We start from the raw sequence: 18,815 nt of genomic DNA, 5'->3' as shown, positions 1-18,815 counted from the left end.
ACAACTCCACGACCACGCGGCCCCCGAAAGGGTCTCGACACCTACTGCCGACGGATCAGCCTCAACAGCGCGGACTACTCCTCCAGAGGCTTCAGCGGCCCGTCCGCCCACTTGCGGGCTTCAAGTCGCGCAACGGGTCGTCGTCACAACCGGTGCAGACGTACCGCAATTCCCCATGAGCGACTTCGTCGGGCACAGCCTTCATCGGCCTGCCGCACGCAGGGCAGGCCTTCCGGACGGATAGAACACCGGCATCTGATTTCCCCTGCGATGGCCAGTCTACGTCCGCCGGCATCGCGATCTCAAGACCGACACGGAAAGTTGCATGCGCGTGCCGACGCTTCTTGACTCCGCGACCGCAGGCTACTCAACTCCGGGCAGTGATGTTGCGAGGGTGCGTCATGGAGCAGGAATTCTATCGGAGCCTCGCGCAGCGGGTCCGGGACATCGCCGAGCAGGCCGATCCGTTCACCCGACGTCGCCTCTTGGATCTCGCCAAGCGGTACGATGCCAAGGGCAGCCCGACTGCCCGATCCGGAGTAACCGAGCGGCCACTGCTGGTGCCGCGCACGACGCCACCGATCTCGACCTTCACCGGACCAGGCGAGGCCTGACAGGCGGCAGGCTCATCCTGCCGGCTGCTCCACAGTGGGCACGTCGTCTTCGGTCAGCGTCATCTCCAACCGAAGGCTGTTCAGGCGCTGCTATGCCGAAACCTGGCGCCCCGCTCAGGACGAAATTGAACCGTGGAACGGCCACGAGAGCCGTCAGTGGCTCCTGAAAAATGCGGTCGAGAACCGTAACCTATTTCGTGATCATGCGATGTACCGGGGGGCGGAGGCGCCGCTGCGGGCGAGATGGCAAATGTGAGCCAGCTGTTCCACCCGGTCGGGCGAGCCGCCCCTCCGAATTCCGCGTATCCCTTGAGATTGACGTACCCGTGGAGGCCTTCGCTGAGCGGAAAGACGTAGCCGAACTGCGGCCCGACGCCGAACACCTGCGACCGGAAGCACCCGACCCGGTCGCCAGAGCCGCTGTCGCACCCCAGTTCCTTGTAGGCGTACCCTACCAGACCCACCTGCACCTGCTTGGTCAGGAATTGCGACGCGCCCCAGTCGAGATGCATGTCCCCGCCGCTCTGGTACTGCGTCGACGGGTTGACAAAGTTGTACGTAAATCCGAGCACCGCGGATAATTCGGGGCCCGTCGCCGGATTGAAGTAGGTGTACCCGCCGCCGGCATCGATGGCGCCGTGGCCGAGGCCCAGATTCGCCAGTCTCGTGGACTGATAGGCTCCAACAGGTATGTCGCCAGTGACGTAGGTCATGAAGTTGTTGACGCCTGCGTTCCAACGCAGGGAGAATTGAGGAATAACATCGGCGAAGCCCCAAGTGGTATCGCTGAAGCTGTCGGACCGCATGAAGGGGATGCTTCCGACAGGCGTCGAGAGGTTTCCCGACAACGTGCCCGCCAGCTAAGCGCTGGTGACGCCATAGGCACCCACAAGGGCAAACGTTGCCTGGCCGCCAAGCACCGGCGTTGCGAACACGTAGCTCGGGATGACAAAACCCAGATCGCCGGTACCGGTCAGACTCGCGTTCAGGCGGGCCGACAAGTTCGCAGGGACTCTGCCCGTCTGGAGTTCACGCGCCAAGGCCACATCCGAGCCCGCCGATACCGAGGTGTGGTAGTAGACGGTCGCCAGCGACCAACCCGGCTGCTGCGGCGCCGCCGACAGGCTTCCAAAAAAGCCAGGCACCCAGAAACTCACGCCGCCTTCGTCGGCCAATGCACTAGAAGCGGCGCTTTTGATGGCGGTTGTTCTGTTCCTTGCGACCAATGCCATTGGGCAAGAGGATAAGAAGACCGATGACGACAAACCGGCCGATCCCGACACGGGAGAGAGCACGGTGGAGGAAAAGACGCTTGGGCTGCTGCCCAATCCGCTGCAGAAGTACGGCGTGAAGTTCGCGGCAACCTACATCGGCGAGGTGCTCGGCATCGCGTCCGGAGGATTGAAGCAGAGCGCGATCTACGAAGGTCGCCTGAACCTCGCCGTCGACGTCGATTTGCAGAAGCTGATTGGGATCGACAAGCTCACCTTTCACGCCAACATGTTCCTGATCCATGGTGACGGGCTATCGCGCAGTAACCTGCAGAACTTCTTCGTTGTTAGCGGGATCGAGGCTCTGCCGTCGACCCGTCTGTACGAAGCCTATTTTGAAAAGCAGTGGGGTGCGAAGCAGGTCTCGCTGAAATTGGGCCAGCTAGCCGCGGACAGCGAATTCTTCAACACCAAGTACACGGACGTGTTCACCAGCGCCTCGATGGGTTGGCCAGCCATCAGGTCGGTAAATCTGCCCAGCGGTGGACCCTCGCCGCATTTTGGCCGCCATGGGAGCTGCTCGTCAACGTAACCGATCAGCTTGCTGTGCTTGGCGGAATCTTCGATGGCGACCAGGCCGGACGCGGTCCGGCCGACCCGCAGGAGCGCAACCGCTACCGCCTTAATTTCCGCGTCAACGAATGCGCCGCTGTTGCTCGGGCAGATTCAGTATGCCTGGAATAACAAGAAGGGCGACCCGAGTCTGACCGGCCAGATCAAGTTCGGAGGCTGGCGGCACTTCGGTTCCTTCGCAGATCAGCGGCTCGCGTCGAACGGGGTCTCGCTCGCCGCTGCCGCCAGCAGCAGCGGCGAGCCCTTGCTATTGTCCGGGGATGTCGGAGGGTGGGCGGTTTTCGAGCAGCAGATCCACCGCGTGCCTCATAGCGATGATCGGGGGATCGGCGTGTTCGCCAGGGCCGCCGGCGCGCCTGCCGATCGCAACCTGATCGATCTTTACGCGGATGTGGGCGTTGAGTTCATCGGCCTGCGCGATGACCGCCCTGACGATAAGTTCGGGATCGCCGCGGGTTATGTCCACGTCTCGAAACGAGCGCAGGCACTCGACGCGGATTATCGGACTTTGGTCGATATGACTTGGCCGGTGCGCAGCTTCGAAGGATTGCTGACAGCGGTTTACCAATTATCAGGTCAAGGACGGCTGGACGTTACAGCCCAATTTCCAATACATCGTTCATCCCGGCGGTGGCGCCACGCTGCCGGCGAGCCCGCTTTCCGGCAAGCCTCTCAAGAACGCGTCCGTGTTCGGTCTCAAGACCACGCTCAAGTTCTAGGACGATGTGCTCATGAACATCGTGGCGGCCATGCCCACAAAGCGAAGAGCCATCGCGGCGGTCGCAGCCCAACCGAAACCGTAGCGGGGGCCGGTGACGACGAGCTTGCCCATGACCTTCGGTCTCCGGACAAGCACCGTGAGGATGACCATCACGGGCGAGGCGAGTACGCCGTTGCGGCATTCATGCGGATGGCGATATTGTCGTGGTTGAGGAGCGGATGCGAGCCACTCCCAGGCGGCCAGCCCTATGAAAATGACTATTGCTTCGTCTTCGTCGTTGCGGGCGACAGCATCAAGCAGGTTCGTGAATATATGGACACACGGAAAGGCTGGCAGATGATATTCAAGCCGGATTGAAAATAACTCCGGCGCATTCGCCACGAAGTCTGGCCGCTAGCAGGGCCAGGTACCCTCTGAGCCGACATGAACGGTAGCGATGGGCCTTAGGCCGCCATTCGATAAAATGAAAGAGGCCGCCAACTGATGGGGTGGATGGCCCCCTGACGGCATCGATGTGCCAGGATGGTGGTCGTTAGAGATCACCAGCAAAGGGAGCCATCCATGGGCGATATTACAACAATTGGTCTTGATCTGGCAAAGAGTGTCTTCCAGGTTCATGCGGTCGACGAGATGGGCAGCGTAGTGATGCGCAAGCGGCTGCGACGCAGCCAGGTCCTCGCGTTCTTTGCCGAGATTCCGCCGTGCCTCATCGGCCTCGAAGCATGCGCGACGGCGCACCATTGGGCTCGTGAGTTGATTGCGCTTGGCCATGAAGCGCGCCTGATGCCGCCCAACTATGTGAAAGCCTATGTGAAGCGTAACAAGCACGACGTGGCCGATGCCGAGGCGATCTGCGAGGCGGTTAGGCGTCCGTCGATGCGCTTCGTCCCGATAAAGACGGCGGAGCAACAATCGGCGCTCATGATGCATCGGGCTCGGGATTTGCTGGTCCGCCAGCGCACCATGCTGGTGAATGCTCTGCGTGGGCACCTGGCCGAGTTCGGTCTTATCGAGGCGCAGGGTCTGCACAAGGTGGCGAAACTGATTGCGATTGTCACCAACGAGAATGATGGGCGTGTACCGGATATTGCCCGTCAGGTGTTGCAGGTAATGGTCAACCACATCGAAGATATTCAGGTACGGATCGTTGGTCTCGAGAAGCAGGTTCTCGCGTGGCATAAGAGCAACCTAGTCAGCCAACGACTGGCTACCATTCCAAGGCATCGGGCCGATCATCGCCACGGCCATCGCAGCAACGGTTGCAGATCCCAACACATTCCGTAGCGGCAGAGAGTTTGCCGCCTGGCTCGGGCTAGTGCCGAGACAAAACTCCACCGGGGGCAAGGCGCGCCTCGGTGGAATTAGCAAGCGAGGGGACAGTTATCTCCGTCGCCTGCTGGTCAACAGTGCGCACACGGTGCGAGCAGGATCCGCGAAGCCTCTGGCTCGGCAAGATGCGGCAACGGCGCCATCCCAATGTCGCGGCCGTGGCTCTTGCCAACAAGAACGCGCGGATCGTGTGGGCTATGCTCACAGGCGACGCGGCTTATGAGCCGGCGCTTTCGGTGAAGGCGGCCTGAAGCGAAGCGGCAATCAAGGAAAGGAGGTCTCACCGGCAATTGCAACAAATGGCAGGAGATGGCGAAACGGTCACCCCGTCGCTTCCCGAACCTGATGTGTGGACCGGCACGGCTTGCGCCGATGTCTCGGGGCCGTTGAGGTGGAAGCGGGCGAAAACCATCGAGGCTCGCGGCGGAGACGTTGTCCAGCCGCATCAAGAAGCCGGATATACGTCAGCAGTTGTGGCCGTCGATCCCAATCAAGCCGGTCGTTGCAATCGGGCGCGGTCCATATACATCCACACATGAGGCGGCCTTCATAGCAAAAACGCCGCCCGCTTAATATATCGCGGACGGCGGCATTCCAGCCCCGGGAGGGTGAGCAAAATCCCGATGGTGACACAAATTGCATATCCGCATCGTGGAATCTGAGCAAAATTGCTCACTCTTTAGAATGCCAAAGCGGCCTATTCATTTCGGGTGGCCGCAAGCCCTACCGAACAGGGACGGTGCTAGCTACCGTACGCCCTTTCTGTGGGTAGCAAATTCGCTCTGCAAGCATCCGGCTGAAGCGCACCTTACTTGTCTGCCGGATGAAGCGCCGCCTTTCGCGCTTCCAGCTCAGCCATCATTTCGACCGTGGCCTGTTGCGTCTGACGGTCGTTAATGCGGTCCTTAATACGGCGGTAGCGGAGGATCTGATCATCGATGGTTTTGCAATTATCGCACATGTCTCACCGCTGCAAATAACTCGGAAGTCATCTGACCAGCGGAGACGCCTTACCCCGCCACTGGTACATTGCATGTCGCGCAATGGAAATCTGGGCCAAACTCTGTTTGCACAACTCTAAAGCCGTCCGTGACACTATTCACGGTTGGTCTGTCGACGCCTTCGAAGTGAGACAAACTGGCGGTGCCCGTTCTGCCACATTGCGGGCAACGCAGCCTTTCATCCCATTTATCGGTCATAGGGTCCCCTGTTTCTTAAGACGGTATCCTCTCGGACGGATCGCCGATGTCCCAAATTGACCACCCGAGCGATTTATGTTGAGCCACTGAGATGATTTTCAAACTAGGCCACCGAGGCCGGAAGTAGACCAAGCACCAGCCCGAAAATGGAACGGATTGGCCACCGGAACGTATGCCGAACCGTCACCATCGAATGACCCCTCTGGGTCAAAGGCTCGGAACCGAGGATATTCCGTCCGAGCTCGGCGCGGCTGTGCACTGGGTTTGGTTGGACGGATGACATCTGCGTTCCCCGAAGTCGGCGGGAGCATTACCTATCTCTCTGTCGCCGATAACAGCCGGTCGGAGCGGCGATTGACCTAGTTTCGCTCAAGTCATGGCTGCGGGACTGGTCAATATTGACCAAGACTCCGAATTGGTGCGAGGGGTGTCTTCTGGCCAACGTCGTGCGTTAGCGGAAGGAACCATCTGCCACTGTTTATTTAGGTTGGAGCTGGCACAGGCTCACCAAGGCAGCGAGACGAGGGTCTGGCAGGTGCTGCAGAATTCTTCCGTGTTTGAGGTGCGGCAAGCCTATGCGGCTCGTTTGTATCGAACCTGACCAGCCCGGTCATGAAGTCCGAATTTTCGAGTGTTCGGAATGCACAACAATCGGTAGGTTCAAAGCCGTGATATAGTCTCAGGTGCGTATTGCGGCCCTCTTGGCAACGCTCGTCTGCGGCGAGGCGCTAAATGGCACAACGATGCGGAGAGTGGAGGGCTTTCCGTCTGGCCGGTTTAGCGGCGCGGCTCGGGCGGGACAACCAAAGCGGGCGTTGATGGGAAGCAAAAATCGGCATGCCAGGCAAGGCCAATCCACCGTTTGACCCGAAGGAGTTTCTCGCCAACGTAGGCGAAGGAAAGACCATCCTTAAGTTTGGCAAGGGTGACGTCATCTTTGCCCAGGGAGATGAGGCGAACACGATCTTCTATATCCAAAAAGGGAGGGTGAAGGTCGTCGTCATATCCGAGCAGGGCAAGGAAGCCGTGGTCGGAATCTTGGAGCCGGCTCAATTCTTTGGCGAAGGCTGCATGAAGGGCCATTCGGTGCGGATTGCGACGACGACAGCGATGGAGGCCTGCCTGATCACGGTGATCACTAAAAGGGCCATGCTCGCGGCGCTGCACGACCAGCCCAAATTCTCCGAGCTGTTCATGAGTTACCTGCTCACCCGAAACAGTCGTGTTGAAGAAGATCTGATCGACCAGCTCTTCAATTCCAGTGAAAAGCGACTGGCGCGCCTACTTCTCCTCCTGGCCAATTTCGGCAAGGAGGGGAGCCCTCAACAGATCAGCCCAAACATCAGCCAGGAAACATTGGCCGAGATGATCGGAACGACCCGATCTCGCGTCAGTTTCTTCATGAACAAATTTCGCAAGCTCGGCTTGATCAACTACAACGGAAAGATCGAGGTCAATAGCTCGCTACTGAACGCCGTTTTGTACGACAAACCCGAGATCCAACGCGACCCATAAGTCGAGCAACATCTAGGTACCAGAACCGGCGGACGCACGCGGCGTCTAGGCCAGTTACTGAAGGGGATCTTTCGGGCGTGATCCCGCAATCCTGTACGCGAATCCATTAGCCAGACAGCGCGCTAAAATACTCGGGCGGAATTATATGTCGGCCTGAGTTCGCAGCCGTATTTAATTTCCTGGGTGTGCGGGAGTCTTGCGCTTGCTCATCCGCCAGCAATATCAAGAGCACTCCCATAGCAGGCACACCATGAAGGAGGCCCCCAGAAGGGGTTAGCTTGAGCATGAATGGTTCCGCGTAACTTCGCGGGAGCATGGGACGCTCAGTCGCCGATAACTGCCAGGGCGCGCGGTGATGCCGTAGGTATAACCACTTCCAGCCGATTAGCGAGAATCTGCGGCCTATTTCCAATCCGCCGGGACGAGGCCCTGCTGCAGTGTCGGCCATTCATTAACTCTATGCTCTTACTGTTCTGCAGACATGGTCACGATTTGTGGTTCATGAACGGAACGGCGGAAGACGTGCAGCAGATCGAAACGAATGACCCTATCGAGGCCTGAGGTAGCCGCTATGCCCAGTATCGAGGACTAGTTGCCACCGTGACCTTTGGCCGCGCAACGGTGAGAGGCATGGTCCGATCGGTCAAGGAAGACAGCTCTTGTAGCCCAGTTCGATGGTTGATCACTATCGCTCCGAGAGAACAGGGCAATTCGCAAAGTGATCGGCCTCCGACAAGATACCGTGAATATTCCGCGCCTGACAGTCAGCTCGCGATCCCTGCATGCCGACGTGCGCTTGGTCTCAATGAGCAGACGGCGCCAGCCACTAATCGCGCTGCAAATCATTGCTGAGGCCGGCTTGGTGATCGGAGTTCTTTCGGGGCGGAAGGCCTGAGGCGCCCTAGGAATCCAAGGCTCTCCTCGGTCCCCGCTGCAAACCGTTGCTGCTCGGCTGGAGCGCCTTGGAGGTGCCGGGACTTCTCAGGAAGCCTTAAGTGCCCGCAGAGGACTGAGAGCCCCGCGAGAGCAAGCCCGTGCCTCTTGTCGTCCGCTCTGAAATGACGACGGAGCCACCGCGCGACTTCCGAGAAGAGCCCAATAGGCGACATGGAATTGAAAGAGAGGCCGCGACAACTGAAGCGGCCCTGCTTCACTGGCTCAGGCGCGACCTTGTCGCGTCCAAGGCCATCTGTATTCTCGCGAATATGTCGGCGGCAGCCTGTCCAGCACTAATTTCGCGGCAAGCAGCGTCAACAGCATTGCATGTCGGCCCTGACCCCGAGCGGGATCAAGCGTATTTGCAGCGATGAGCTTTCGATAATGTGCAATGTTTGAAGCGTGAACGTACTGCGACATTCGGACCTCCAAAGGTCTCTTAAGGAAGATACCCATCATTGAGCCGCGCCTTACTTGGTCAGCACCCGATCAACGGGCGCTTTCAGCCAACCTTTCTCCCGCTGAAGGGATTCGACGGCGCGGCTGAGAGCCGGCACATCCGAGGGGCCTTCAAGCGAGCCGAATCGACATTTCGATAAACCGAAATAGTGCTTGCGCCGTCGGGCAAAACAGTGGTTGATAGGGTGCTGGTAGTCGTCAGGGGAGCCAGCATCGTGGCCGATGAACACGAAACATCTTCAGAGCTATCGAAGATAGCGAAGCTTAACGGAGACTTCAGGAGGAATTACGGGACGCTGCTCGGAGCCTTCCTGTATCTGCGCTCGATCAGTGCCGCACGCGGACGTTCCTGGTTTTTGGCCGGCTTGATTTCGCTCGTTTTTTCAGCGGCGATGGGTTGGGTTGGGAAGCACGGCTTTTCTTGGCTAGTCGGCGGATAGTCCCGTGAAAACGCTCGGCTTCAGCCGTCCTCGGGAGGACATTCGGGACAGGCGTCGCCGATCGACTCCAGCACGTCCCGAATCTCGGCCACCGCCTCGTGCGGAGACAGTTCGGCCGGTGCATCCTGTCTCGCGAGTTCCATTGCTCTGTCGCTAGCGTGCGGTCGGTCCTCATGCCGTCATGGTCGCCACCTCGGCTGGCTCTCGATCGAGCTCAGCGTTGCGGCCGCTTCAAGACGTGGAGGGCCGGCTTCATCTTGTTGACGGAGTACAGGCCCAAGAATGAAGCCGGTCGCGAACAAGCTGCCTCGAATAAGGGATACGCCTAGCGATGCGAGACCTGGCGCTGCCGCTCTATCGCTAAGGGAGAACGAGGGGAGCTACACGAACTGCCGATGTGACTATCCACGCAGCTCCACAGCTTTGTTGGTACCAAGCGATTCGGCACAGGCTTTTGCAACGGCTGAGTTTGGCCCGGCGCTTCCCGGCATCGTGGCCCAACCGCCTTTTTCAACGAACTTGCTCTGGTCCCATGCGTAGGTCGCCTTCTTCATTTCGACCAAGTTCGCGGATGCATCAGCGGCTTGTCGAAACTTCTCAACGCAGATGGGTGTGAGAGCTGCAACGACAGCTGTCGCAGCACTATTCTTCGCGAGCGTCTCGGCGGTCCCACCTGTCACCCAACCGCCCCAGCTGAACCCCATGATTGCCAGAGCGATTGCTCCGGCCACGGCTCCCCAAAGTGCCGGCCGCACGGCAGCTTTTGTCTCCCTGGAGATTTCCATGATTTTCACCTTGAGTTAGAGGTATGTTGAGCAGGAGGCTAGACAGGTCGAGCGATCGACGTCTGTACCAAATTGCTCAGTCAATTGGGTGCCGACACTCTCGGGATGGCCTGAGGCGCCGGTCCCTGCAGTCTGGCGCCTGCGCCCTACGGCGAGTATCTGCCCCGCGATCCTTCTGGAAATAATGCATTGCCTGACTTGGAGTATGTTGTCGATCAGCCCGGCCCTCGTGGCCGGGCTTTTCGCTTGGGAGGCCATTCGCGGTCGATGCCGGTCGAACAGCAGCCTCATAGTCTTCTACGTCCTGGAGATCGGTCCATCCCGTCCCTTTTCTGCGGTTCGGCTATGAGCGAGTTGACCTAGAAATCCATACCACCCATGCCTCCCATGCCGCCGCCACCCGCAGGCACGCCGCCGCCTGCATTCCTCTTCGGCACCTCGGCCACCATGGCTTCAGTGGTAATCAAGAGAGCCGCGACCGAGGCCGCGTTCTGGATCGCCACGCGAACCACCTTGGTCGGGTCGATGATGCCCTTGGCGACCAAGTTGCCGTACTCACCGGTCTGCGAGTCGAAGCCGTAGGAGTACTGCTCCTTTTCCAGGATCTTGCCAACGATGACCGAGCCGTCTTCACCGGCGTTGATCGCGATCTGGCGGGCGGGGTAGGACAGTGCCTTGCGCACAATCTCGACGCCGGTCTTCTGGTCGTCGTTCTTGGTGCGCAGGCCCTTGAGCTGCCCGGAAGCACGGAGCAGGGCGACGCCGCCGCCCGGGACGATGCCCTCCTCAACCGCAGCGCGGGTCGCATGCATCGCGTCATCAACGCGATCCTTGCGCTCCTTGACCTCGACTTCGGTCGCGCCGCCGACGCGGATCACCGCGACGCCGCCCGCGAGCTTGGCGAGACGCTCCTGCAGCTTCTCACGATCGTAGTCCGAGGTGGTTTCCTCGATCTGCGCCTTGATTTGATTAACACGCGCCTCGATGTCGGCCTTCTTGCCGGCGCCACTGACGATCGTGGTGTTCTCCTTGTCGATCATCACCTTCTTGGCGCGACCCAGCATTGCAAGCGTCACGTTCTCCATCTTGATACCGAGATCTTCCGAGATGGCCTCGCCGCCGGTCAGGACCGCGATGTCCTGCAGCATGGCCTTGCGGCGATCGCCGAAGCCGGGAGCCTTGACGGCCGCAACCTTCAGGCCGCCACGGAGACGGTTCACGACCAGGGTCGCAAGCGCTTCGCCTTCGACGTCCTCGGCGATGACAACCAACGGCTTGCCGCTCTGAACGACCGCTTCGAGCAGCGGAAGCAGCTCGTTGAGCTGAGACAGTTTCTTTTCGTTGATGAGGACGTAGGCGTCGTCCATCTCAACGCGCATCTTGTCTGCGTTGGTGACGAAGTAGGGCGAAATGTAGCCGCGGTCGAACTGCATGCCCTCGACGACCTCGAGCTCGGTCTCGAGCGACTTGGCTTCCTCGACGGTGATGACACCCTCGTTGCCGACCTTCTTCATGGCGTCGGCGAGGAACTTGCCGATCTCCGCGTCGCCGTTGGCCGAGATGGTGCCGACCTGGGCGATCTCCTCGTTCGAGGTGACCTTCTTGGAGTTCTTCTGGAGGTCCGCAACGACGGCTTCGACCGCGAGATCGATACCGCGCTTGAGGTCCATCGGGTTCATGCCGGCGGCAACCGCCTTGGCGCCTTCCTTCACGATCGCGGCCGCGAGCACGGTCGCGGTGGTGGTGCCGTCGCCGGCCGCGTCAGCGGACTTGGAGGCGACTTCGCGCACCATCTGCGCGCCCATGTTCTCGAACTTCTCTTCGAGCTCGATTTCCTTGGCGACGGTGACGCCGTCCTTGGTGATGCGGGGAGCGCCGAACGACTTGTCGAGCACGACGTTGCGGCCCTTCGGACCGAGGGTCACCTTTACCGCGTTGTTAAGAATTTCGACGCCGCGCAACATGCGGTCACGGGCATCGACGCCGAACTTGACTTCTTTGGCTGACATAGTGATCTCCGTTTCAACTGGTCAAATCCCAAAGACCGCGCAACTGGCGAGCTTTTGAGCGATGAGATTTGAATTGCGGCCTCATCCTTCGGAGAGCCCGGCTACGCCGAATCCCTAGGGTAAGGAAAACTGGCTGGCGCTTACGCTGCCTTCTTCTTGGCAGCGGGCAGATCGTTGAGAACGCCCATGATGTCGCTCTCTTTCATGATCAGCAGGTCGACATTGTCGATCTTGACCTCGGTTCCCGACCACTTGCCGAACAGCACGTGGTCGCCGACCTTCAGGTCGATGGGGATCAGCTTGCCAGCTTCGTCGCGGCCGCCCGGGCCGACGGCAATGACTTCGCCCTGGGAGGGCTTCTCCTTGGCAGTGTCCGGGATGATGATGCCACCAGCGGTCTTGTCCTCGGGCTCAATGCGCTTGACCACGACACGGTCATGGAGCGGACGGAATTTCATGCGGTTCTCCCTGGCTTTTGTAATTATTTCTAAATTGGCGGTCGGAATGAACTACGTGGCGTAAATCGAGCCTTCCGCGTCCACTAAGACGTGGGTCTTCGTTTCAAAAATTAGCGGCGACCAGATCGTAAGAACCCCTGCTGCCGCGGACGTACACCCTGGCAGCGGCGGCACATATCGCATCACGATTGAAGTCGAATGCGTTCAGGAAACCCGATTCATTAGGGTGAGCATCCGGTTGAAGTCGCCTCAGCGCGTCTTCCTCTATGAAAAACGACGCCTCTAGCGCACGATCGTATCCCCAAAAACGCACGGCATGCCGCGTTCGGTCATATGAACGACTGTGATTTGGAAACTCGATCATGGTGGGTCCGATCAAGTTTGCGCACGGGGAAGATATGCTGAAAGCAATCTGGCGGCGCTAAGCCTTAGATGGCTACTCTGGAATCGGATTACAACTGCCCGCGCCAATTAAGTCTACGACCAGCCTCGTGAATTGGGCCATGCTGCACGCGCTGGATCCGCCCTCCATGCTCGTCACCGTCAGTCTTGGCGGCGCCACCAACGCTCCTGCCCAAGCGCAGCCGACCGGGCGCTCTACGCGGCCAAGGAGGGCGGGCGCGATTGCCTGGTCATGTCCGGACCGGTGGTCGTCTGGCCGAGGACGAAGCGCGTCGTCGGGGCTTGGCTCAGTTGGCTGAACGGCTCCGCCGCGGGCCGGCTCGGCTCGTGTCGAGGCCACCGTCCGACTGAGGCTCGGCGAACAGCAGCACCTCGAATAGCACCCGATTTGCCCGATATCTGGCTGCGGAACGCTTGCCTTCCGACCCGTGCATAAGCGTGCGGCCGTCGGCCGTGCACAAGAACCACCACCACGTGCGGCCGCGCTTTCGCACGTGGGTCTCGAAAACAGGAAATCGCATCGCACCGCCAACCGTCAGGGGGACTTCCCATTGTGCTTTGTCTTACCGATGCTGCCGCGGGTTCAGATCTGCGTGCCCAAGCTCGCTCCTGGCGATCGACGGATAATCCTTCGTTGAAGGAAAAATGCTTTGAGGCAGAAACAATTGCGCGTAGCCTCCGACCTGTCGGAGCTGGGATTCCGCCGGAATGAGGGTGAGCGGAAGCGAGACCCAGGCCGCCCGACCTTACCTAAACCTTTTTGCTTCAATGACCCAGAGCCCGGATAGAAGCGCCTGTTTCCGTCCTGGAAACCAATTTCCGGCAGCGTCCAAATGTCCGCACCGAGCAGGATCGCGTTCTTCATCGATGGCGCCAATCTCTACGCCACCGCAAGGACGTTGGGATTCGACATCGACTACAAGCGCCTGCTGAAGGCGTTTGAGGGCCGCGGCACCCTGGTTCGCGCCTACTACTACACGGCCGTCATCGAGGATCAGGAGTATTCGTCGATCCGCCCGCTCGTCGACTGGCTCGACTACAACGGCTACACCGTCGTCACCAAGCCGACCAAGGAGTTCGTCGACGCCGGCGGCCGCCGCAAGGTCAAGGGCAACATGGACATCGAGCTCGCGGTCCACGCCATGGAGCTTACCGGACACATCGACGAGATGATCCTGTTTTCCGGCGACGGTGACTTCCGCTCGCTGGTCGAGGCCGTGCAGCGCCGCGGCGTCCGGGTCACCGTTGTCTCCACCATGGCCAGCCGGCCACCGATGATCGCCGACGAACTCCGCCGCCAAGCCGACGTCTTCACCGACCTGGCGGAGCTGCAGTCCACGGTCGGCAGAGATCCCTCCGAACGCGGCGACGTGCGCCAGAATGGCGCGCCGATGAGGCGCGGCGCCTCGCGACCCGGCGGAGCTGAGGATTCGATCGTCAGCACGCGCGAGCCCAGCGAGAAGCCGAGCGACGAATAGCGGTGTACCCGTGAAGTTGATGACGCGACGATGTCACGTCCGCATTGCTCGCCAGACGAACTGAGGCCATCCAGCGGCGTAACACTCGCGGCGAATTTCGAGAGAGATCGCGCCCCGGTGAGCGCGACCGAAGGCCGCCGATCTGTCATCCGAGAGCGAAGAGACGCCTAAAGACAGCGCACAAGCCCGACGTGGAGCAGCCGCAGAGCTGACCACTCCCAAGGGGCCGCCTCGGGCGGCCTCTTTCTTTTGCCGGTACACGCCCACGGCGTGCGGTGGGGCGACCAGCCTCTCACCTCCGGAATGAGCGATCGATGTCGCGCAGGAGAGCCACGGCCGCATCCGTATAGCGCCCGTAGGACAACTGCTGATCTGCAAGACTGGCACACGCCAGTACAAGAGCAGCTATGGCCACGCCCTTGATCATGTCGGGATATGATGCCCGGAGCTGGTTAAGGACCGGCTAAATGGCCTTGCAGCCCCAGGCAGCCCCGGCCTGCGGTCCTCGTGGGCCTGCGCTCGCCACTCGCCGCAAAGAGAGTGAACCTTGCCGCTGAGCGTCGAGACCAATGAATATCCGGGATTTGCTTATCCCTCTCGGGGCTGGAACGCCGCCGCCTACGCTTCATTTTAAGCGGGCGGCGTTTTCCGGGGCGGATCCTTGCTAGCCTATTTCGGCGTGCTGAATGTGCTCCCCGTGCATTCGGCCCGACGGACCGCCGGCCCAACACCCGCCGCGATGCCGCCTAGGCCGGCGGTCCAGGCCTTTCCAGTCAGATGGGTGACCCGTTCGTGTAGCAGCAGCACCGATCAACGCTCTCGCCGACCAGTGGCCCGACCACGTCCGGCTCTCCGATCTCGAACCCCGCTTTGTCTGCAAGGCGTGCGGAGTCGCCGTGCCAATGTCAGGCCCGGCAGCGAGCCCAGTGAAGCTGAAAACAACTCAGCCGATACGCAGCCAAGCTCGGAACGAAAGTGCGTCATGCGCCGTCGATCGCGCCGATGAGTCGATCGGGACATCTATCTGGTGCTGAGGCGAGAAACGCTGCGTGACATTGCCAAGACTATGACGATCTAGCCCGCCGCGCCGAGCAAATCCGCACCGTCCAATCTGAGCAAGCAGCCGTAGGGCGAGTTCGGGAGCGTCCTGATTTCGATTGAAAGCCTTGTGTGCTGTTTGGTACGTAAGCGCCCGCAATGAAGCCGGATTTATCTCAGTGACTGATGACCGATTAGCATCCAGTGGAGCTGGGCGACCGCCCCCGATTACTTCCGTCCCATGCACACGGTGCCGAGGGGGCAGTTCACCCATGGCTATCCTTAATACCCGGCGAGGCAAGACCGTCCAGCTATTCCGCTGCTCAAAATGCGAGAATATGGACCGGCGCGAAAACAAGTAAGGCTAGCCTCACTTGGCGCTCACTTCATCCACCTGGCGTCTAAATTCCGATAATTCCCGGTAGTCCACCGGAGATGCGCCATGGAACCGCCGAAGCTATCTTGCCCTGCACTTTGACCGGCTTGGGCAATCACGCGCGGCCTCAACGAGGACAATCACCCCATCTTGATCTGTCTGAAGTGCAGACGGCAGATGGAGTACCTCGCCTTGCTGCCAGAGATTGCGACCCTACCCGCAGTATATGCCTATAGGTGTCTTCCTTGTCTGCGGGTCGATACTGTCGCTCTCGGCTGACGCCGCCCCAGTTGACGCCCCTTATTCACACCCACGCCAGGCAGTAGATCGCCGCGCCGCCGATCGAGCCACCAGTAATCGACAACTTTGCCAGCCGCGCGTGGCTTGGTGTCGGGATGGTCTCCGTCTGCATCCGCAAGCACGAAGGTGCCCCAAAGCGGCAGCTGTGAACTCTGCTTCGACGATGGCCGGCCGAGCGTTTATTTCTATTTGGACGATATACCGAGCTGCCGGCTCCGGCCGGGTCTGGCGCCGAAGCGCTTGAGCAGGCCCGCAGACTTGCAAGGGCTGAACGCGTACACGAACGACGCCAAGGTGCCATCGATCGCCATCATTTGCGCTGGCAAGCTGTGCTCAAAGGTCACCCGTCGGCTTTCTTGTTCTTTGGTCTTGACGCATGGGCAACTGAACCGTTGCCTTGCAACGTAGTGAGAAGCAACCACAAGTCGTAACCACGATGGGGAAATTCGGCAAGTTGGTTCTAAGGCGAGTCCAGGCGAGAAAAACCAAAGATGAAGATGAGCTTGCCGCGTGAACGGTCTGCTTCTGGCCGATTTTGTTGCAAAAGTCGGTTGAGACAAGTCACGAACCGTGATTCCGTTGTGTTGACGCGAATCTCGGCGAGGTCGATCCATGATGGGCCGTCTGAAGAGTGACCAAGGTCAACTGTTCTACGAGTTTCGTCTTGGCGACGCGATACCCGAAGATCATCTGGTGCGGAAGATCGATGCTGCTCTCGATCTGTCCTGGCTTCGCGGTGAACTAGCATCTCACTATTCGTCGATGGGGCGCCCGTCGATTGATCCGGAACTGATGATCCGGATGCTGGTCGTGGGGTATGTCTTTGCGATCCGCTCGGAACGGCTGATCTGCCGTGAAGTGCAGGTGAACCTCGCCTATCGCTGGTTCTGCAAGCTTGGTATCGAGGACGCTGTCCCGGATCATTCGGCATTTTCGCGCGCCCGCAACGAGCGCTTCCGTGATGGAGATGTTCTCCGCCGCGTGTTCGAACGGATTGTCGAGACATGCATTGCCGCCGGTCTGGTTGGTGGCGAAGGATTTGCAGTCGATGCGAGCCTGATTGCGGCCGACGCGAACAAGCAGCGCTCGATCGCAGGTCAGGACTGGCGCAGGGATCGCGATCCGGCCAGGTCCAGCCGCGCGGTGAAGGAGTATTTGGCAACCCTCGACGATCCGGCGTGGGGCGCCGCCAGCGATGTCATCCCGAAGTTTGTCTCGCCATCCGATCCGGCAGCGCAGTGGACCGGCGCTCACAAGGGGCCGGCATTCTTCGCGTACTCCGACAACTATCTCATCGACGTGAAGTTCGGCGTCATCGTGGATGTCGAGGCCTCCCGCGCCATTCGCCAGGCCGAGGTCGGTGCAGCAAAAACCATGATCGAACGAACCGAGGAGCGCTTTGGTCTCAAGCCAGAGCGACTTGTCGGGGATACCGCTTACGGAGCGGCTCCGATGCTGAACTGGCTGGTCGAGGAGAAGGGCATCGCGCCGCATATCCCTGTGTTCGATAAGTCGAAGCGGGATGATGGCACCTTCTCGCGGAGCGACTTTCGATATGACCCAACCGGGGACGTTTACCACTGCCCGGGTGGTAAGCGGCTTGGGACGAGCGGTACCGTGCACGAGGGCAAGACCCTTCTGTATCGTGCCAGCAAGCTCGACTGCGATGTATGCCCGCTCAAACCGCAGTGCTGCCCAAAGGAACCATCACGCAAGATCCCGCGCGATATCCATGAGCATGCCCGAGACGTTGCCCGGTCGTTCGCTGGCACCGAGGGCTTCGAGCTCTCTCGGCGTCAGCGCAAGAAGATCGAGATGAGGTTCGCACACTTGAAGCGCATCCTGAAGCTTGGTCGGCTCCGATTGCGAGGCCCGCAAGGTGCCCAGGATGAGTTTGTTCTAGCCGCCATCGCTCAGAATCTGAGGCGGTTTGCATCGCTGGTCGCACGACCGCCGCCGGCTCAGGTTCTGCGCATCGCGTAGCGTAGCGTCAAAGTTGCGTAAAATGCGTCAGGGCCAGCGCTTCAAAGCGCGGCTCAACAAAAGGCCCAGCGGCCAAATCCATTGCAGCCAACTTTTGCAACAAAATCGGCCCGTCTCGGACCAACTGGGCCGGTTCGATTACCTCGGCGACAGTATCGCGCGGGCCGTCGTCCTGAACAATGCCGATCAGCCAGCCGATCGTGGTGGCGCCCGCGTCACGCTCGCGCGTCAGGTGCGCCAGCACTATCATGGCGAGGTCGTAGCTCAGCTCGATCTGCTCGGCGGATCAGAGGTTAGCTTGCGAGCGGCTTCAGCCTTAATTGCGAGCCGGTAATCTCCGCGCGGCCACTGGCGAGGAGCCGCTCGACGATGGCATCGCTGATTACCTTGACACCGAAGCGCCAGCCTCCGCGCGGCCGCCGCTCAAACGGGCCATGTTGGAGCAAGCGCAGGAAGTAGCGCTCGTTGTAGTTCTTCTGGTCGTTCATCACTTAGCCCCGCCTCTTGCCGGCGAGGAGGACCGTGATTTAGAGCTTGCGATAAGCCAACGGGTTGCCGGATCATGGGCCAGCGTCTTGGCCTGAGCCCATATAGCCTCGCTAACCAACCGCCAGCACCAGGATGATGATCAGGAAAACGCAACCCCGATCCGTCGCTCCGAGCGCCACACCGCTCGACAGGAAAGCTGGGACTGCGCACTCGGAATGACGAGTGTGAACTCGTGCGGAATGCCAGATGCGCTGGGCACGTCCAGATTGGCGCCCAGGTCGGAGAAGTTTCGGACGACGCAACTGAAGGCGCCCCCGGGAAACTCGATGATTGCCGACTTAAATACACGTTGACGGCGTGCGGTTCGCTTTTCCATGGGGACAAAGTTTAAGCCAGATTTTCTTACAGATCGATAAAGCTGTCGTGGAAAGGCGGGAGTA

The 18,815-nt window shown here is 60.0% G+C and carries 15 protein-coding genes and 2 pseudogenes; 6 read left to right on the top strand and 11 right to left on the bottom strand.

Features of this window, described 5'->3' with window-relative positions; genetic code table 11:
• Positions 1-401: 401 nt before the first annotated feature.
• The gene (locus IVB19_RS26255; RefSeq protein ID WP_247488344.1) at positions 402-614 is read left to right on the top strand and encodes a hypothetical protein; all 213 of its coding nucleotides are present in this window, start codon (positions 402-404) and stop codon (positions 612-614) included.
• 80 nt (positions 615-694) lie between these two features.
• On the opposite strand, the gene IVB19_RS40485 is transcribed toward IVB19_RS26255, so the two are convergent.
• Positions 695-1,420, bottom strand: a complete 726-nt coding sequence (locus IVB19_RS40485; protein WP_346283630.1) for a SphA family protein — start codon at positions 1,418-1,420, stop codon at positions 695-697.
• A gap of 54 nt (positions 1,421-1,474) precedes the next feature.
• Entirely contained in the window at positions 1,475-1,759 is a 285-nt protein-coding gene (locus tag IVB19_RS40480) for a transporter family protein (RefSeq protein WP_346283629.1), read from the bottom strand.
• A gap of 52 nt (positions 1,760-1,811) precedes the next feature.
• Between IVB19_RS40480 and IVB19_RS26245 the strand changes: the two are divergent.
• From IVB19_RS26245 to IVB19_RS26230, 3 genes and pseudogenes are all read left to right on the top strand, one after another.
• Positions 1,812-3,536 (top strand): annotated as a pseudogene (locus IVB19_RS26245) (carbohydrate porin).
• A 204-nt stretch (positions 3,537-3,740) separates the two neighbouring features.
• Positions 3,741-4,759 (top strand): annotated as a pseudogene (locus IVB19_RS26235) (IS110 family RNA-guided transposase).
• A 1,785-nt stretch (positions 4,760-6,544) separates the two neighbouring features.
• On the top strand, positions 6,545-7,222 hold the full coding sequence (locus IVB19_RS26230; RefSeq protein ID WP_247820083.1) for a Crp/Fnr family transcriptional regulator: 678 nt from the start codon (positions 6,545-6,547) through the stop codon (positions 7,220-7,222).
• Between the two features lie 1,406 nt (positions 7,223-8,628).
• On the opposite strand, the gene IVB19_RS26225 is transcribed toward IVB19_RS26230, so the two are convergent.
• From IVB19_RS26225 to IVB19_RS26205, 6 genes are all read right to left on the bottom strand, one after another.
• Entirely contained in the window at positions 8,629-8,847 is a 219-nt protein-coding gene (locus IVB19_RS26225) for a hypothetical protein (protein WP_247820082.1), read from the bottom strand.
• A 230-nt stretch (positions 8,848-9,077) separates the two neighbouring features.
• Complete coding sequence (locus tag IVB19_RS40270; protein WP_256467685.1) at positions 9,078-9,200, bottom strand: hypothetical protein; 123 nt, start codon at positions 9,198-9,200, stop codon at positions 9,078-9,080.
• Between the two features lie 258 nt (positions 9,201-9,458).
• Positions 9,459-9,842, bottom strand: a complete 384-nt coding sequence (locus IVB19_RS26220; protein ID WP_247789778.1) for a hypothetical protein — start codon at positions 9,840-9,842, stop codon at positions 9,459-9,461.
• Between the two features lie 359 nt (positions 9,843-10,201).
• Complete coding sequence (gene groL / locus IVB19_RS26215; protein ID WP_247820081.1) at positions 10,202-11,851, bottom strand: chaperonin GroEL; 1,650 nt, start codon at positions 11,849-11,851, stop codon at positions 10,202-10,204.
• Positions 11,852-11,991: 140 nt separating this feature from the next.
• The gene (locus tag IVB19_RS26210; RefSeq protein WP_247789780.1) at positions 11,992-12,309 is read right to left on the bottom strand and encodes a co-chaperone GroES; all 318 of its coding nucleotides are present in this window, start codon (positions 12,307-12,309) and stop codon (positions 11,992-11,994) included.
• Between the two features lie 103 nt (positions 12,310-12,412).
• Positions 12,413-12,673: a DUF1488 family protein gene (locus IVB19_RS26205; RefSeq protein ID WP_247820080.1), complete on the bottom strand. Its 261-nt coding sequence runs from the start codon at positions 12,671-12,673 to the stop codon at positions 12,413-12,415.
• A gap of 871 nt (positions 12,674-13,544) precedes the next feature.
• Between IVB19_RS26205 and IVB19_RS26200 the strand changes: the two genes are divergently transcribed.
• On the top strand, positions 13,545-14,189 hold the full coding sequence (locus tag IVB19_RS26200; protein WP_247820079.1) for a LabA-like NYN domain-containing protein: 645 nt from the start codon (positions 13,545-13,547) through the stop codon (positions 14,187-14,189).
• 2,326 nt (positions 14,190-16,515) lie between these two features.
• Positions 16,516-17,886: an IS1182 family transposase gene (locus tag IVB19_RS26195; protein WP_026233905.1), complete on the top strand. Its 1,371-nt coding sequence runs from the start codon at positions 16,516-16,518 to the stop codon at positions 17,884-17,886.
• Between the two features lie 7 nt (positions 17,887-17,893).
• Here IVB19_RS26195 and IVB19_RS26190 read toward each other — a convergent pair whose 3' ends face one another.
• The 3 genes from IVB19_RS26190 to IVB19_RS26180 form a co-directional block, all read right to left on the bottom strand.
• Positions 17,894-18,136: a hypothetical protein gene (locus IVB19_RS26190; protein ID WP_247820078.1), complete on the bottom strand. Its 243-nt coding sequence runs from the start codon at positions 18,134-18,136 to the stop codon at positions 17,894-17,896.
• 43 nt (positions 18,137-18,179) lie between these two features.
• Positions 18,180-18,374: a hypothetical protein gene (locus IVB19_RS26185; protein ID WP_247488357.1), complete on the bottom strand. Its 195-nt coding sequence runs from the start codon at positions 18,372-18,374 to the stop codon at positions 18,180-18,182.
• Positions 18,375-18,514: 140 nt separating this feature from the next.
• Positions 18,515-18,751 (bottom strand): PilZ domain-containing protein, encoded by a 237-nt coding sequence (locus IVB19_RS26180; protein WP_247361381.1) that lies wholly within the window; start codon positions 18,749-18,751, stop codon positions 18,515-18,517.
• Between the last annotated feature and the right edge of the window lie 64 nt (positions 18,752-18,815).

It is taken from the genome of Bradyrhizobium sp. 187 (genome assembly GCF_023101005.1).
In the GTDB taxonomy this organism is placed as follows: domain Bacteria; phylum Pseudomonadota; class Alphaproteobacteria; order Rhizobiales; family Xanthobacteraceae; genus Bradyrhizobium; species Bradyrhizobium canariense_D.
Note: the sequence above shows the minus strand (reverse complement) of the source record. Positions and strands in the feature narration are given on the sequence as shown.